Annotated in this window: 20 protein-coding genes; 9 read left to right on the top strand and 11 right to left on the bottom strand. The window is 59.9% G+C overall.

Annotated elements, in window-relative coordinates; genetic code table 11:
* Window positions 1–86: 86 nt before the first annotated feature.
* The 4 genes from IC757_RS02785 to IC757_RS16960 all read left to right on the top strand — a co-directional run bounded on the left by IC757_RS02785 (window position 87) and on the right by IC757_RS16960 (window position 1,358).
* The gene (locus IC757_RS02785) at window positions 87–347 is read left to right on the top strand and encodes an AbrB/MazE/SpoVT family DNA-binding domain-containing protein (RefSeq protein ID WP_190975882.1); all 261 of its coding nucleotides are present in this window, start codon (window positions 87–89) and stop codon (window positions 345–347) included.
* A 9-nt stretch (window positions 348–356) separates the two neighbouring features.
* On the top strand, window positions 357–782 hold the full coding sequence (locus IC757_RS02780; RefSeq protein WP_190975881.1) for a PIN domain-containing protein: 426 nt from the start codon (window positions 357–359) through the stop codon (window positions 780–782).
* A 115-nt stretch (window positions 783–897) separates the two neighbouring features.
* On the top strand, window positions 898–1,137 hold the full coding sequence (locus IC757_RS02775; protein ID WP_190975880.1) for a YgiT-type zinc finger protein: 240 nt from the start codon (window positions 898–900) through the stop codon (window positions 1,135–1,137).
* 44 nt (window positions 1,138–1,181) lie between these two features.
* Complete coding sequence (locus IC757_RS16960; protein ID WP_223846226.1) at window positions 1,182–1,358, top strand: hypothetical protein; 177 nt, start codon at window positions 1,182–1,184, stop codon at window positions 1,356–1,358.
* 554 nt (window positions 1,359–1,912) lie between these two features.
* On the opposite strand, the gene IC757_RS02765 is transcribed toward IC757_RS16960, so the two are convergent.
* Together IC757_RS02765 and IC757_RS02760 are read right to left on the bottom strand one after the other, a co-directional pair.
* Window positions 1,913–2,101, bottom strand: a complete 189-nt coding sequence (locus IC757_RS02765) for a hypothetical protein (protein WP_190975878.1) — start codon at window positions 2,099–2,101, stop codon at window positions 1,913–1,915.
* Between the two features lie 14 nt (window positions 2,102–2,115).
* Window positions 2,116–3,093: an IS30 family transposase gene (locus tag IC757_RS02760; protein WP_190975877.1), complete on the bottom strand. Its 978-nt coding sequence runs from the start codon at window positions 3,091–3,093 to the stop codon at window positions 2,116–2,118.
* Window positions 3,094–3,207: 114 nt separating this feature from the next.
* Between IC757_RS02760 and IC757_RS02755 the strand changes: the two genes are divergently transcribed.
* The gene (locus tag IC757_RS02755) at window positions 3,208–3,624 is read left to right on the top strand and encodes a hypothetical protein (protein ID WP_190975876.1); all 417 of its coding nucleotides are present in this window, start codon (window positions 3,208–3,210) and stop codon (window positions 3,622–3,624) included.
* A 56-nt stretch (window positions 3,625–3,680) separates the two neighbouring features.
* On the opposite strand, the gene IC757_RS02750 is transcribed toward IC757_RS02755, so the two are convergent.
* On the bottom strand, window positions 3,681–4,298 hold the full coding sequence (locus IC757_RS02750) for a hypothetical protein (protein ID WP_190975875.1): 618 nt from the start codon (window positions 4,296–4,298) through the stop codon (window positions 3,681–3,683).
* A gap of 384 nt (window positions 4,299–4,682) precedes the next feature.
* Window positions 4,683–5,096 (bottom strand): PGPGW domain-containing protein, encoded by a 414-nt coding sequence (locus IC757_RS02745; protein ID WP_190975874.1) that lies wholly within the window; start codon window positions 5,094–5,096, stop codon window positions 4,683–4,685.
* A gap of 121 nt (window positions 5,097–5,217) precedes the next feature.
* On the opposite strand from IC757_RS02745, the gene IC757_RS02740 reads away from it, so the two are divergent.
* Window positions 5,218–5,565, top strand: coding sequence for a hypothetical protein (locus IC757_RS02740; RefSeq protein ID WP_190975873.1), 348 nt, complete (start codon window positions 5,218–5,220; stop codon window positions 5,563–5,565).
* 18 nt (window positions 5,566–5,583) lie between these two features.
* Here the strand turns inward: IC757_RS02740 and IC757_RS02735 are convergent.
* From IC757_RS02735 to IC757_RS02705, 7 genes are all read right to left on the bottom strand, one after another.
* Window positions 5,584–7,136 (bottom strand): IS3 family transposase gene (locus IC757_RS02735; RefSeq protein ID WP_411913475.1). Its coding sequence is split into 2 segments (ribosomal slippage): window positions 5,584–6,662 and window positions 6,662–7,136, totalling 1,554 coding nucleotides; the frame shifts between segments, so codons are not numbered across the junction.
* Between the two features lie 264 nt (window positions 7,137–7,400).
* Window positions 7,401–8,537, bottom strand: a complete 1,137-nt coding sequence (locus IC757_RS02730; RefSeq protein WP_190975872.1) for a fatty acid desaturase — start codon at window positions 8,535–8,537, stop codon at window positions 7,401–7,403.
* Window positions 8,538–8,645: 108 nt separating this feature from the next.
* Window positions 8,646–9,068: a PRC-barrel domain-containing protein gene (locus tag IC757_RS02725; protein WP_190975871.1), complete on the bottom strand. Its 423-nt coding sequence runs from the start codon at window positions 9,066–9,068 to the stop codon at window positions 8,646–8,648.
* 242 nt (window positions 9,069–9,310) lie between these two features.
* Window positions 9,311–10,708: a diguanylate cyclase domain-containing protein gene (locus tag IC757_RS02720; RefSeq protein WP_190975870.1), complete on the bottom strand. Its 1,398-nt coding sequence runs from the start codon at window positions 10,706–10,708 to the stop codon at window positions 9,311–9,313.
* Between the two features lie 325 nt (window positions 10,709–11,033).
* Window positions 11,034–11,234 carry a dodecin family protein gene (locus tag IC757_RS02715; RefSeq protein ID WP_190975869.1) on the bottom strand — a complete coding sequence of 67 codons (201 nt, stop codon included), beginning with the start codon at window positions 11,232–11,234 and terminating at the stop codon, window positions 11,034–11,036.
* A gap of 66 nt (window positions 11,235–11,300) precedes the next feature.
* Window positions 11,301–11,966 carry a hypothetical protein gene (locus tag IC757_RS02710; RefSeq protein WP_190975868.1) on the bottom strand — a complete coding sequence of 222 codons (666 nt, stop codon included), beginning with the start codon at window positions 11,964–11,966 and terminating at the stop codon, window positions 11,301–11,303.
* Window positions 11,963–12,610 carry a class D sortase gene (locus IC757_RS02705; RefSeq protein WP_190975867.1) on the bottom strand — a complete coding sequence of 216 codons (648 nt, stop codon included), beginning with the start codon at window positions 12,608–12,610 and terminating at the stop codon, window positions 11,963–11,965. The genes IC757_RS02710 and IC757_RS02705 overlap by 4 nt, the downstream gene beginning before the upstream one ends.
* Before the next feature lie 394 nt (window positions 12,611–13,004).
* On the opposite strand from IC757_RS02705, the gene IC757_RS02700 reads away from it, so the two are divergent.
* From IC757_RS02700 to msrA, 3 genes are all read left to right on the top strand, one after another.
* Window positions 13,005–13,877 (top strand): hypothetical protein, encoded by an 873-nt coding sequence (locus IC757_RS02700; protein WP_190975866.1) that lies wholly within the window; start codon window positions 13,005–13,007, stop codon window positions 13,875–13,877.
* 70 nt (window positions 13,878–13,947) lie between these two features.
* Entirely contained in the window at window positions 13,948–14,523 is a 576-nt protein-coding gene (msrB, locus tag IC757_RS02695; RefSeq protein ID WP_190975865.1) for a peptide-methionine (R)-S-oxide reductase MsrB, read from the top strand.
* Window positions 14,524–14,573: 50 nt separating this feature from the next.
* On the top strand, window positions 14,574–15,164 hold the full coding sequence (gene msrA / locus IC757_RS02690; protein WP_223846225.1) for a peptide-methionine (S)-S-oxide reductase MsrA: 591 nt from the start codon (window positions 14,574–14,576) through the stop codon (window positions 15,162–15,164).
* Window positions 15,165–15,284: the final 120 nt, after the last annotated feature.

The following is a 15,284-nucleotide window of genomic DNA, read 5'->3' as shown; positions in this document are numbered from 1 at the left end:
GCGACCTCGTACGGTCGACAGAATCGGCATCGCCAGCCGCATAGTTCCGGATTGCCGGCAAGCCGGAATTCCGGCATAATGCCGGTATGGAGACCGTAAAAATCGGCAAAAAAGGCCAGGTGACCATCCCGCGCCGTGTGCTGGAGCAAGCGGGCCTGCCGGCAGAATCGCAGGTGATCATCGAATCGGAGCCCGACGGCAGCATCCGTCTGCGGCCGGCCGTGGTGTATCCGATCGAACTCTACAGCGATGAGCGCATCGCCGATTTCGAACGCGAGAACCGATTGCCGGGGTCATTCCGGGAACGCGTCGGACAAGCCGTGAACCGCCGGGCGAAGAACAAGTAGCCCGACGGCATGCGGGTATTCCTGGATGCCAACATTTTCTTTTCAGCGGCCTGGAAGGAAGGCGCGGACGCCGCGCTATTGTTCGAACTGGCGGCAGCGGAGTTTTGTGAATTGACAACTTCCCGCCTCGCCGTGGAAGAAGCCCGCCGGAATATCGCGCGCAAACGCCCTGGACGACAACCGGCGCTGGAGCGATTCGCGGGCCTGGCTCTGATCGGCAGGGAGCCCGGCGAGTCGCACCTCGCAATGGCGCGAGGGCACGGACTGCCGGACAAAGACATACCGATTCTGGCGGCGGCCATTGCCCAGGGCGCGGACCTGCTGGTTGCCGGTGACCGGCGGGATTTCGGCCACCTGTACGGCTCCAGGAGCGTTGAAGTCGAAGTCATCGATTTGTCCGGAGCAATCGAAAGGCTGCTGGCCGCCTCGGACTAAGCTGGTCGCCTGAATTTGGGAGCACCGGGCAATTGCTTCGATCTCTACATTAAACCGAGATTGAGCCGCGACTGTGTGGTTATCGAGCTGTGCTCCTGCCATGAAAGAGGCATCCATGAACAAGCAATCTGAAGTTTGCCCGGATTGTGAAACCTGTCAACTGCAGCCGGAGGCCTACAGCGACACGATCGAATACCGCGATCGCACGCTGCACCTGGAAGAGCTGGTGTGCCTGGCCTGCGATCACTGCGGCGCCGAAATTTTTCGGCCCGAACACATCCGGGCTAACGATCGCCTCATCGCTGAAGCGAAGCGACGAACTGCTGCTTGCGGAAGACCTCCGCAGGGAATTTGAACGTCTGAGCAAGCGGCGCGCATTCGGGCTGAATTTCGAGCGGCATGTGCCGGAGACGGTGGAGTTCGCTGCCCCAGATTGGGGCGGAGAGGGGCCGGGCGCTGAAGATGCCCGGCGACCTAGTGGGAATCAACAACCACGATATGCACCGGTTTAAAACCGACCTGGAAAGCACGCTAGGGTTGGCGCCGATGGTGCCGAAGGACTGGCTGGTGGTTTAGTAGAGGGGGATTCATACTCGGGAAGACGTCTACGTCAAAGGATTGCAGGATGGAGGCATTGGGGTGTTTTTGATTGGGGAGGCGTTTTTTGCGGCAGGCTGATCCTGGTGAGGCACTAGTGGGCCATGCGGCAAGTTAGGTAACACTCAGAGCCATTGTGCCGTCGCGAATCAAGGCGCGTTTCGCAGGGAATGGCCGTAGCCCTTGCCAAGAAACGCAACGCCGAGTCGCGCCGGCACAGTGGCTCCCGAAGGGCCGCCGCACAAGCGCCGAGGGCAGGGCAGGCGAAGCCGCATGGCGACTTTCGCGCAGCGAATGAAGCCTTGCGAGCGGAGCCGTTGCTCGTGTTGCACTCGCTTGAATTGGCGACGGCCAGTCCTGCACGCGCAACGGCATTCCAGCTTCGCTTCTTCGAGCAAGCTCGAAACCGCAAAGCTTCCATTGCCTGCGCTCGCGCGCCTTGCCCACGACGCTTGTGCGACGGCTGAGTGTTACCTAACTTGCCGCATGGCCCACTAGTGTCCAGCGGGCTTCACTTCGCTTCCGGTTGCTCGTCAACCATCCGGGAAGAGCCGTGATGCCCGCTGTTGCATTTCAGCGGCAAGCGCCCGGCCGTCTTCGCCCTGTTCGTTCAGTTTTTCGATGATATTGCGATAGCTTTCGGCATCCCGGTCCTGGCTCAGCTTGAACACGGTGTCGATGTTCTGTACGTCGATCTCGAAGGCGGTGATCGCCCTCATCATTTTCTGCCTTGGTTTCAACTACGAAGTGCAACGGTTAACTTTTCTCGCTTATTGTAAGCAACTTCGTTTGGCGTCAGATACCCATTGCACTTCCTTGGTCGGTTGTTGATTCGATGCTCGATCATTCGAATCTCGCCACCGGTCAGCGTCTCCAGATTTCGGCTCTTGGGGAGATACTGCCGGATCAGTCCGTTGGTGTTCTCGTTGGTGCCGCGCTGCCACGAAGCATACGGGTCGGCAAAGTACGTCAAACTGTTCAAATCTTCCCCGATCAGGCGATGTTGCGAGAACTCCTTGCCGTTGTCGAATGTAATCGATTGCACAGCCTCGGCCATGGGGCCGAGACGACGCCGAAACGCCTGCCGCATCGCGTTGGCCGACTTGCTCGGCAGCTTGCCGATACGAAGCAATCGCGACTTGCGCTCGACCGCCGTCATGGCGGCGCCGCGATGACCTTTGCCGATGATGGTGTCACCTTCCCAATGGCCCATAGTCTCGCGCGTGGACACGTCCCCCGGGCGGGCCTCAATGCCCACCCGGTCGGGAATGCGGCCTCGCCGATCCCGTCCACTGCCGTAGCGCTTGCGCCGCTTGCGTTGGCACCTCAGATGGCGCCACAGATCGCCACCGACCGCCTTGTCGGCGTAGATGAACTGATAGATCCATTCCGGCGAGATGGCCAGCGTGCCCTCCAGGGCTGCCCGAGCGCTGATCTGCTCCGGGCTCCAGTCAAGGCGAATCAGCCGGCTGACCTCGGTCCATTGGCGCTTGGTGATTCGGTGCCGGCATCGACTGGCAGCCGCGCGCTCGCTGGCGAGTCGATCCGCCTGCCCGGGTCGATAGCCTCTCAGACCCCGATTGCGAGACAACTCCCGCGATATGGTGCCCGGAGAACGGCCCAGAATGCCAGCGATGCAGCGAATCGTGCAGTTGGCTTCAAGCATAGCTCGAATCTGGTAACGTTCTTCCTTGGTGAGGTGCGTGTAGCTCATCGTGCAACTCCAACGTGGTGGTTAGAGTGCCGATGCTAGCGCACCTCACCCCTAACCAATCAGTGGTGTTGCACTTCGCGGTTGAATCCAAGCACAATGAAGACTTTAACGATCATGAAATACCTCGCATTCGCCACGGCAATTCTGGCTATCGCCGGCTGTGCTGCAATGGCGGGTACTGCCGGGATCGCAGACAGTTCGAGAACCGGCACGATCCACGACGTGCAGTTCGAGGAGCGCATGACGCCGACCAATCTGCGCGTACGGCACGGCGATGAGGTTCGCTGGGTCAATCGGCGCAGCACGCCTGTGAAGCTGGAATTCCTCGACGGTGCGCTGGACGATGTGGTTTGTCAGTCCGGGTTTTCCAGTCTGCTCCGGCGGCAGCAGGAGTCGGCCACGATCAAACCCAATGAAAGCGCCAGTCTCTGCTTCGGCAGGGTCGGTACGATCACATACAACGCTCGTATGGACTCCCCGGTAGCCGGTGGTCAGATGATTGAGTCGGGTACGATTCGAGTCAATCAATGAATCCAGGATAGACGACCACCAGCATCGCCGGACCTCTCAGGGCGGCAGGATGTTCACTATCGGCCTTTCACCGGAGCCAATGGCGGAACAATCACAGCTTCGGCATGCTCCTGCAGCTGGAACTTCGGGTAGGGTGGAACTCGACGACAGTAGGGAGAATGCGCACAGACCGGCGCGCCGAAGGCGCGGGCCACCCCATCTGCCCAATGATCATCGGCCCAATTTGGGTCGCCGTAGTAGTGACCGATAGCATGCGCCATCTCATGCGCCATGACGTAGTAGAAGCGCCCGTGCAGCCAGGATTCCGGCCAATGACCCGAGTAGATGCGATCATGATTGATGCTGATGTAGGGCCCTTCCCCTTCCGGGCAGGAGCGATACGGGCAGGTAATTCCCCAGTGGCGTGATTGCCTGGTGCGCAAGCCTTGCCCATTGCACAGCTTGCGCCATTGACCACTTTTCCACCACGGCGCCAGCCAGGCCTGGGCATGATCCGGACCAAACTGGTTGAGCGTGTATTCCCAGATTGCATTGGCTGCCGCCCAGCAGCGCTGGTGGGGCAGGTCGCCGGGAAATTGCTCGGCCGCACGGGACAGGCCCTGTTCCAGGTAAGGGCGAGCCGGGAAATCATAGTCGGCATGGGCTCCAGGAGCTGTCCAGGCCAGGACAAGCATCAGACCGCCAAACCGCGCGCAAAAGCTCCTGATATCTCTTCTCCCGAGATCATCGACGACCTCGCTGGCAAGAAAAACCATCCCGAGCCAAGCACCAGGCTGCATCGTCCGACGTACCGGATACTCTCGTCAAGTCTTTTTTGGGTAACACCCAGGGGAGTACAGGAACGACTCGGTGGAAAAAGTTTCACCCTCGTCCGTCGGGGATGTAACCCCGACCTACATTCCTGTCGGATTATTCGGGACTGCCGCCATTTCAGGTCGGCGTAGCGCAGGGAGCGTCGAAGGGGCGGTTTCGCGCAGCGAAGCAGCCCCTTCAGAGCGACCAGTCGCGCGTATGGCCGACGGTCGACCTTGCTCAGGCATCCTGTCGCCGAAACGATTTTATCTGCGCAGCACCAGTGGCTGCCGGCCCGATCGCTGGCGCAGCCAATTGATCGGTCGATGAACCAGCCTTTTTTCGACCAGCCACTTTTCGAACCGGTACTTGCCGGGAAAATCAAGCAGGAAGAAGCCGACAAGTAGCGTGATCAGACCAGGCCCCGGCAATACCAGCATGGCCAGCCCGACGACAAGCAGCAGCGTGCCCAGCAGGTTCTTGCCAATGTGAATGACAAGTCGAACAGGCGGCGAAAGGTTGATCCAGCTGCGATCAGGGCGCCGTTCATGCGCGAAATAATCCGGACGAATATGCGATACCAGAAACGGCACAAGGAAAAAACTCCCCACCAGCACAGCGAAGGATAGTGCGCTGCCGATCCACAATAGCACCGAGTGATCGTCGATCCACTCAAGCATGCTTCAGGCTCCACTCCAGTCGTTGCTGGTATTGCGCAGGAAACTCATTTTAGCTTCAATCATCCTCTATCTGTTCCGTAACGCACGGACGGCAAAGGGGCGTTCCTTCACAATCGGCCGCATGAATGCGATACTGCCGCCGCCGATACGATCAAGAACCGTCAGCCTTCTGCTTTACGGGTTGGCTGTCTTGATGGTCCTGCTGGCGCCGATACTGGGAATACTGGCGGCGACTGCTGTGGCCTGGCAGGCTCTTTTGGCCGGATCGATCTGGTACATGCCGCTGGGCCTGGTACTGGTGCTGGCGGCAATCGCGATGGCATACAGTCACAACCTGTTCGACCTGGCCGTGCTCGGCCTGGTGATTGTCGCGATGATCGCCTGGTTCACGGCCGACGGCCTGCAACAGGGCCGACTGGTGGAAGCCCTGCTGGCCATGGCGCCCCGGACCCGGTGGTTGTCAAGATAGAAGTCGCCTTTTCCATACTCATGCAGCCTGACTTTCCGGCTGCTTTTCCTTTTCCGGGTTCAACCACACGGCTCCTGCCGGAGACCAGTTGCGGGTATCCCCACTCCAGCGCTGTGGATGCTTGTCCCGCGCCGCTTGATAGACGGCATGGCGTTTGGCCAGGATCTCAATGTCCTGTCCAGTGTGGCGCTGGTGCGGGGTGACGTAGTTGATCCCGCGATGCTTGTGCTGATGGTTGTACCACTCGACAAAGCGCGCGACCCACTCGCGTGCCGCTTCCAGCGAGGCAAAGCCAGTCTTCGGGAAGTCCGGCACATACTTGCAGGTTCGGAACAACGATTCGACGAAGGCATTGTCATCACTGACCCGCGGTCGGCTGAACGAGGCCGTGATACCCAGCTTGCCGAGCATGACCTGGACGGTCTGACCTTTGATCGGGCTGCCGTTATCACCATGGAGGACCAGCGGTTGATCGACGCAGCCTTCCCGCCAGACCGTCTGCTGCACCAGCTCACTGGACAGCACGGCACTCTCGCTATCATGCACTTCCCAGCCTACGATCTTGCGGCTGAACAGATCCATGATCAGGTACAGGAAGAAGAAGCGCCCACGGATATCGGCCGGCAACCAGGTGATGTCCCAACACCAAACGGTGTTGGGCGCATCGGCACAGTGCGTCGCTGGCGGCCGGGCCGCTGCAGGCTTGCGGGCACGACCGCGATGGTGCTGCTGGTCCTCGTCATTCAGTACGCGGTAAAAGCTCGACTCAGAGGCCAGGTAGCGGCCCTCGTCGGCCAACTTCGGCACGATCTGGCCCGGCGGCATGGAAGCGTGCTCGGGCTCGTTGCAGACCGTTACAATCGCTTGCCGTTCTTCAGGCTTGAGCGCGTGAGAAGGCAACGGGCGCACTGCCTCAGGCCGTTTGTCGGCGCGCACGCCGCCATCAGCCGTCCAGCGCTGATAAGTGCGTGCCGTGATGCCCAGCACCTGGCAGGCGGGCCTGAGACGGGCGCCAGCGGTTCTGGCCTCGTCGATCAGCTCAACAGCTTTCTGGCGATCCGGGGTGCTGATCATTCGTCCTCTCCGTCCCCCCAGATCGCCCGGGCTTTTTTTGACAAGGTAAGCAAGGCAGCCGTCTCCGCCAGGGCCTTTTCCTTGCGTGCCAGATCGCGCTCGAGTTCGCGCATCTTCCGGCGTTGTTCCCGGTCAGCCTTCACTTGGCTGGCGGTGCGTTCCTCGGCCCAGTCGTTGGCCTGCTCGCAGGCCCGACGCCAAGCAGCCAGCTGCTCAGGATACAGGCCGCGCTTGCGGCAGTATTCCGAGCGCTCAGACTCGTTCATCGAAGCCGTTTCAATCACGGCCGCGAACTTGTCCCGAGCACTCCAGCCCTGGGCGTCAGATCCGGCATCGGGGTACAGCTCTCCGCGCTCCCGAGCCTGCTTGCGCCACAAGTACACCGTCGGCTCAGAAATGCCTTCCTCAGCGGCGACTTCTCGGACCGTTCGATTATGTGGTGGGCACAATTTGGCCAGCACTGATTTTCTGCGTTCTTCTGAATACTTCACTGTCAGCTCCTGTCCGCCCCCTCTTGGAGACTATTTTAGAGGAGACGACAACTATCCTGACAGAGGGGGGACCGGCCTCATGGCTGGTCTGCTGCTGGTGATGGTTCTGGCACTGGTGCTGATCCATGCAGCGCGCCGGACCAGCCGGTGGTAATAATCGGGCACCGGATCGACTCTGGGCAGATGAACCGGGAAAGTGGTGCACTGGGCCGGCGAAGAAGCGACCTCGATCTGCCCGTCAGGTGCGCTCACGATGCGCACCGCACCGCCTCAATGAGCTGATTCGGAATGCCAATCCTGTTGCAGACTGGCCAGGCGGCGGGCCTGGGCCTTCAGGCGTCGATCGAGTTCCCGAAAGCGCTTTCTGAAGACATGCTTCTGCCAACGCTCGCGCAGTGCCGCGCTACCGGCCTGGAGCCGCTCGGCCTGAACAGACTGCCACTGGCCGACGGTATCCCTGAACTGCTGGTACTCGCGCTCGAGGGCTTCGGCCCAGGTTTGGCCGGCATGGCTTGAGGCCAGCTCGCTTTCGAGTTGGCGAATCTGCATTGCCACTTTTGCCCGCCGGATCCTGAAGTTCGGGGTGCGCTTGAGCTGGCTGGCCAATCCAAGCGATGAACAGGCTGCGATCAGCCACTTGCCCGGGTCGAAATGCCACCAGCGTGTACCGTTGCGGTAATCGGCCTGAAAGGCATGGTGAAAGTTGTGATAGCCCTCGCCCCAGGTCACAAGCGCCAGCCAGCCGTTGTCGCGGGAGGTGTTTTCATCACTGTAGTGGCGCTTGCCCCAGGTATGAGCCAGCGAATTGATGAAGAAGGTACAGTGCTGGCTGAATACCAGCCGGACTGCGCCGGCCAGCAGCACCATGCCGATGACCTCGCCGACCAGCACGCCGAGCAGGACCGGCACACCCAGGTTGAACAGCCAGGTCAGGAGAAAGTAATGGCGGTGTTGCCACTTGAGCAGCGGATCGCGTTCGAGATCGCGAACCTGACTGAAATCAACCGCACTGGAAGGCCAGTGGCGCAGCATCCAGCCAATATGGGCGTGCCAGAAGCCGGTACGGATCGAATGTGGATCACGCTCGATGTCATCAACGAAGCGATGATGAAGACGATGGCGCGCACACCAGACCAGCACCGAGTTCTGCAAGGCGAAAGTGCCGAAGATGACGAAGAACAGTTTCAACGGCCAGGCCGCCTGGTAACTGCGATGCGACCACAGCCGATGGTAGCCGGCGGTAATCGAAAGTCCGCTGAACAGCCAGATCAGCCCGGCGGTCAGCCAGGCCCAGCCGCTGAAGCCCACCAGCACGCCCCACAAGGGAGCGGCCACCAGAGCGAGCAGGTGGACAGCGATGAAGTAGATAACGTTGGCTGTGGCCAGTGGCGGATTGCTTGCGGTCATGATGTCAAACTTCGGACCTTCTTTTAAGGATGCGAAATCATTGCATCACAACGATGGAGGCGACTTCTGTACGGAAGCGAACACAACCAGTCGCGGACCAACTGCCGGCTACAGAGCCGACCTTGATCCATCCTTGAGTCGGCGAAAGTGATAGCGCACCTTGCCGGCCCACTGTTCATCAGCCATATCGGGCCAGTGGTCCTTGTCAAAACCTGGCGCCGCCTTGAGACGGTCGATTCCGACATCGAGCAAGAAACACTTGCGATCGGTATCGAGGTCGAGCGCGCTCCACGGAATGGCAAACAGTCGGTCGCCCATGCCGAGGAAGCCGCCGCAGCTCATCACCGCGTAGCGGATTCTGCCGTTGTCCATGTCAAACATGAAATCCTTGATGTAGCCCAGCTTCTCGCCATAGCGGTTACAAATGTCATCACCGACAAGCGTGGTCGCCGAAAGCAGCAAGGTGCCATATTTGCGGGCTGACCGGGTATCCGAACGAGCTTTGCTTGCCACTTCAGAGGTATCGTTCATGATGTGCCCCGCATGATCTTTGCCTGCGCATCACCCACGCCTTTCTGGGCCTGGCCGACTGTACATTGACAACCGATCGAATCAGTTCGACCGCGGTATCGATCTCTGTCTCGAAGCTGACAAGGCCATTCAAATGCACGACGTTCCATAACACCTCCACGGTGATGTTTGCAATGATCAGGGTGGATCCTGGCACCTTGAAAGTCGGGACAAAGTACCACCGTGTGGAATGATCGCCCCCATTACCCGATTGCGTCTGTACGCTTGAACACATTGTCGATGCGTGACCCAGGAAGCGGTCGCTGCATGCCGGCCTGATAGATACGGTATCCGCTGCCACTGCCAACTTTGGCGTGGTACATGGCTGTATCCGCCCTGTGCATCAGTGATTTCATATTGATGCCATGTTCTGGATAAAGACTGATTCCTACACTCAACTCCAGGCTTTCCGTGGGGGCATGTGCATGGTAAGGCATGGTTGCTGCCGCCAGCATCTTTTCAGCGACTCTCACTGCATCCTCGCGCTGCCTGATCTCGCTAAGCAAAACGACAAACTCATCGCCGCCATGACGGCAGATCAGATCGGTGCTGCGCACGCAGGATGTCAGCCTCCACGACAGGAGCTTCAATAGCTGGTCGCCGACTTTGTGACCCAGGCTGTCATTGACCTGCTTGAAGTTGTCGAGATCGATGAACATCAGCCCGACGCAGTTCTGGTGGCGCCTGGCCAGATGGATCGCCTGATCGAAGTGTTCGGCAAAAGCCGCCCGATTGAGCAGACCGGTCAGAGCATCGTGGCGGGCCAGGTGTGTCACTCGTGCCACGTTCTGCCTGGACATTTTCTGGTCACGAAATATCACGACCGCACCAGCAAGTCGGCCGGCGGTGTCAATGATGGGTGCGGCCGAATCCTCGACGGCCAACTCACTACCGTCGGGCCGCAGGAGCAGGCAATTGGGTGGCATCTGAACGATCCCCAGACCCTCCATGGCCCGATCGGCTGGATTGCATACCGGTAGCCTGCTGCTCGCATCAACCACCCTGAATACCCTATTGATCGGCTGACCGCATGCGGCCTCGCGAGACCAGCCAGTCAGTTCTTCCGCCACGGCATTCAGATAGCTCACCCGGCCTGAGGCATCGGTACTGATGACTGCATCGCCAATGCACTCCAGCGTGACCCGCGCGCGCTCCCGTTCGCTGGAAAGTGCTTCGGTTGCAGCCTGCTCGGCAGCCTTGATGGCAGTGATATCTTCAATGGTGTGGATACGGCATTCAGGCGCCGGATCAGTCTCCAGACGTGCAATGCCATGCCTGGTCCAGGTCTGTTGTCCGGCGCCATCAATCATGCGAACATCGAAGCTCAGTGGGTCCTGCCCAGCACTGGCTTCCTGCCACCGGATAGGAATCGCCGCTCTATCTCTCGCATCGATGGCCTGGCACCAGTTGGTGCCCAATAGTTCCGATGCCGATGCTGCATATAACCTCTGGCAGGCTGGATTGCTATAGGTGATGATGCCGTCCAGGTCGGTGATCATAATGCCTAGTGGCAGGACTTCCAGCAGCGCAATCTCCGCTTCGGTACTCAAAGGGCGCTGGATTTCATCGAACTGATTGGCCGTAGACGGTCTGGACACCATGCCCCCTTCATTCTCCCACTCATCCAGTCTTTCGGAGCAAGGCCGGACTCGGCGACCGTGGGGTTCCTGGCCGGGCATCTGAATAGACACAGTTTTCGCTCACCTGTTCATCCTGGGCTGATTGGTCAGCCTATCAACGCGCTAGTCGCCCGTCGGTGCGCTAGCGCACATATTGCTCGCTTACTGTTCGGTAGCGCACGGATCATCTGTACTAACGGTCTCACTATTGAGCAGACACTCAGCTTCGGCCTGTCAGCGCTTGTGGCAAGGCGCACTTGGAAAAATGGGCGCTGATGCGCCCATTTTCTCGGTATTGCCAGCCCGGTCAGTCGATGACAAAACTGATCCGCATGATCACGCGGTAGTTGGTGATCTTGCCATCGTCAATGGTCAACTTCTGTTCGGCTATCCAGGCGCCTTTTACATTGTGCACCGTACGTTCGGCACGCTTGATGCCGGATTCGATGGCGTCCTGAAAGCTGATTGAAGAGTCACTTGAAATTTCAATTATCTTGGCAATGGTCATGGCTATATCCTGATGATGAATAGGCCGGGCGATCGGCTAGCGACCGCCCGGCAAGGTTCCCATGGTTCAGGCGCTCGGTGTCTTGAAACGCCGGCACATGGTCAGAGTGATCCCACCCAGTAGCGACAGCAGTCCGCCCAGAGCAATGATCGGCAGCGGGCCGGCGGTTGCCGGCAAAGTGGTCGGTCTGGGGGATGTGGTCGGCTGCGCCTGGGCCATTTGAACTGGTGCCTGTGCGGTCGGCTGTGGCTCGACAATCTGAACCACTTCGGCAGGCGGTGCGCCCGGCTCCGTGGCAAAGGCGTACATGCCTTCCGGCGCATAGAAGTTCAGGACCTGGCCGCGGCGCAGGTCTGAAAACCTCGTAGCACGACCATCCAGCAACACGCGCTGGTCAGGACCCGGCCTCAGCTTGACGTCGCCAAGCGAGCGGCCACGATCACTCTTGAAGTTCGATGTAATCGTCCCATCGCGATTGGTTTGCTGAAACACAGCCTCGAAGCGCGCCCACTTTTTGCCATCAACAACGATGGCTTCGTGGCAGCCATTGGCAACCCAGGGGTAGTCACGCATCATGTTCTGATGCCAATCAACCTCCGTACAACTGACCCGGTCCAGCTCCGGCGCCGGCATCGCAGGTGCGGCTTGCTGGGCCAGTGAGCTTCCAGTCCATGCCAGACCCAGCAGCAAAGCTGCCGATGTCATGGCCAATACATTCAATCGGGTGTTCATGGTGTTTCTCCTGATGGTAGAGCGGTGGGAATGGCGCCCATAGTGGACGAAATCCCGGATTGTTCAACGGCAATGGCCTGCACGATATAGCGCTGAGGCGCATTGCCGATGAAATAAAAGGGATAACAGGTCACCAGCGTGACAGTGGGCGTCAAGGTGTCATCAAGAACGGTGACATCGTCCGGATCGACTATGACGATCCTGGATACTCGAAACTCACCTGAACCGGCAAGGCTTTCCAGTTCCAGAATGTCGCCGATTCGGACGCCCTTGAGCGAGCGAAAGTAGCGATCGCGATGGGCGGCGACCGCCATATTGCCGCCACTATTGGGCGTGGCTGTTCCTTCGATCCACCCGGCGCCCCGGCTCAGGTTCAACTCGCTGATATCCGAAAAGACCGGCACTTCCAGCCCTACGCTGGTCATGCGCAATATGGCGATCGGTAGCGCGCTTGTGTCACCAGTACCTTCCGGAACCGTCGGCGACTCGGCGACTGTCCTGTCCTGGCCCGACATGGTCTGATCGCCCGGAGTATGATCATCCTGGCTTTGGTTAACCAGCTCAGCCGCGCGCGCCTGGGCAAACAGCTCGATACCTTGCTTGCGATGATTTTCCAGTCCAGTGCTTGCTGCCAGATAGGTCACGATCAGTGCAATGCCGCCAATCCAGCATCCCAATTCCAGAATCAGGCGTCCCGACGACATGGTCTTCGGCTTGCCGCCATTCGGGAGGCGGGGTGTTCGGGAAAAGGTTGAGACGGAGCGCTTTATTGCGGGCATTCCTGTGCAAATTGCAACAAGCGCCCAGCATGAGGCCGGAATCAGAGACCGTCTGTTCGCAAGCACACGCACGGCCAGTGTGCGGCCTGTCTGGGTGATCAGCCGAGCAACTCGACCAGGAAGGCATGCTACTCACCGGCCCCGAAGGGCGGTCGTAACCGGGTGCATACGGCCAATCCGGCCGACACTCGCGCCTTGTCGGTTAGCCAACAAGCTTCTGAATAATACCGCACGGGCACGACTAGCCATTGTGCAAGCGATGACTGGCCGATACCGGGCAATTGCCGCCGACTACGCCGTGGCCGGCCGACTACTGGGCCGCGAGCTGGCCAAACGCTACGCCGATCACATGGCCGACCCAGACGATGACGACACCCTGCTGGACGCGCATATCACCGTGGCCGCCATCGGCAAGATGGAAACGCTGGGAACGGCGCCGGTGCTCGAACGTCTGGAGCGGGAAGCCGACAAACTGGCGCGGAAATGGTTTGATGAATATCGGGTTGCGATCAAAGACTTGAGCGACGAGCGCCGGGCGGTGTACGCCGACATCAAGGGCATGTCCCCCGATCCGCAAAGGGTCGAACCCCAGCGCCCGCGCATCCGTACCGAAAATACCCGGGACGAGAACGGCAACGCGCTGGCTACACGCCCACTGCATCTGATGGCCGACGAGAACGGCCAATTCCCCGTTGCCAGCCTCAATGATTGGGAAATCAGCGTGCTGGATGCCGAACTGGAGCGTAAGGACTGTCTGGCCTGGTACCGAAACCCCTCCCGCGCCTCCGACGACGCGCTGGCCGTGGCCTGGCGCGACGAGGCGGGCAACTGGCGACGCCTATGCCCGGACTTCCTGTTCTTCCACGGCAACGAAAATGGCGTGAAAGTCTCCATCGTCGACCCGCACGGCCATCATCTGGGCGATTCCTTGGGCAAACTGCGCGGCCTGGCCGCTTTCGCGGCCGAGTATGGCCAGTCGTTTCACCGCATCGAGGCGGTGGCCAGGATCGACGATGGAACCATCCGGGTGTTGGACATGACCGAAGCGCCTGTGCGAGAAGCCGTGGCGGCCGCGAGCGATGCCAAGGCACTCTATGCCAGTCCGGTTGCGAGCCAGTACACGCTCGATTGAAACTGGCCATTACAGACTTTCAGCCCTGTTTTTGACGAACCACCGACGCCTGATCTGATCTAATTCGAGGATGAACGATTTCATTCAGGATCAATCACGACGACGTTTGCTCGGGCAGGCAGCAGCATCTTTGCCATTGTTTTGGCTGGGATCGCTAGCCCTGCCTGCCTTTTGGCTGTCCGCAAGGGCGCGGGCCGGCGAGGACCCGCCGTTCGAGCCGCTTGAGTTGCCGGAATCGCGCTGGCGCGAACTCCTGAGCAAGGAACAGTACCGGGTACTGCGCCGCGACGGTACGGAACCGGCTTTCTCCAGCCCGCTGGATGGCGTGTACCGTGACGGTACCTACGTGTGTGCCGGTTGCTTTCTGCCCCTGTTCTCCAGCGAGCACAAGTACGACTCGGGCACCGGCTGGCCCAGCTTCTGGCAGCCCATCGACGATCAACACATCGGCACCCGGCGCGACTTTCGCATGATCTGGCCGCGCACCGAGTACCACTGCGCACGCTGCGGCGGGCACCAGGGTCACGTCTTCGATGATGGCCCGGAACCCACCGGCCAGCGCTGGTGCAACAACGGCGTGGCCCTGGAATTTGTCCCGGAAGGCGAACCGCTGCCCGAGTTGCGGAAAGGGAGTAACCACAGATGAAGGCAGATCAACGCAGATTCACGAAATGGATCGGTCTGGTGCCGATGCTCATGGTCTCAATTGTGATGGCCGACGCGATCGCCGATAGGGACAGCGAGGAACGTTTGCAGAAAGCAACCTTCGCCGGGGGATGTTTCTGGTGCATGGAACCACCGTATGACCGGCTTGACGGCGTGGTCGAGACGATTTCAGGCTTCAGCGGCGGGCATGTATCGGAGCCCAGCTACGAGGCCGTGGTGCGCGGCGTCACCGGGCATCGCGAGGTCGTGCAGGTGATCTACGATCCAGGCATCATCGACTACGACACCCTGCTACAGGTGTTCTGGCGCAATATCGATCCGCTCGATGACGGCGGACAGTTCTGCGATCGCGGCTCGGCCTATCGCACGGCCATCTTTGCCCATGATGCCGGCCAGTTGGAAGAGGCTCGGGCCTCGCTAGTAGAACTCGAGCAATCAGGCCGCTTCGACGAGCCCATCGTCACACCCGTCATCGAGTTCGAGAACTTCTACGCGGCCGAGGACTACCACCAGGGCTACTACCAGAACAATCCGGTCCGCTACCGCTATTACCGGTGGCGCTGTGGTCGGGATGCGCGGCTGACCGAGCTGTGGGGCGAGGAAGCCGGAGGAAAACCATGACTTCTGACCTACACGCGACCGTCTCTGATCTGAGATGATAGGCCGGATGGGCTTGCGTGAACCTCCAGCCGGGCGGCTCTCGCAACCGAAGACACTTGGCACTTCAGACTGAATACCGGG

The sequence above is a fragment of the Wenzhouxiangella sp. AB-CW3 genome, assembly GCF_014725735.1.
Classification (GTDB): Bacteria; Pseudomonadota; Gammaproteobacteria; order Xanthomonadales; family Wenzhouxiangellaceae; genus Wenzhouxiangella.
The sequence above is the reverse complement of the archived record's forward strand: the minus strand, read 5'-3'. Positions and strand labels throughout refer to the sequence as shown.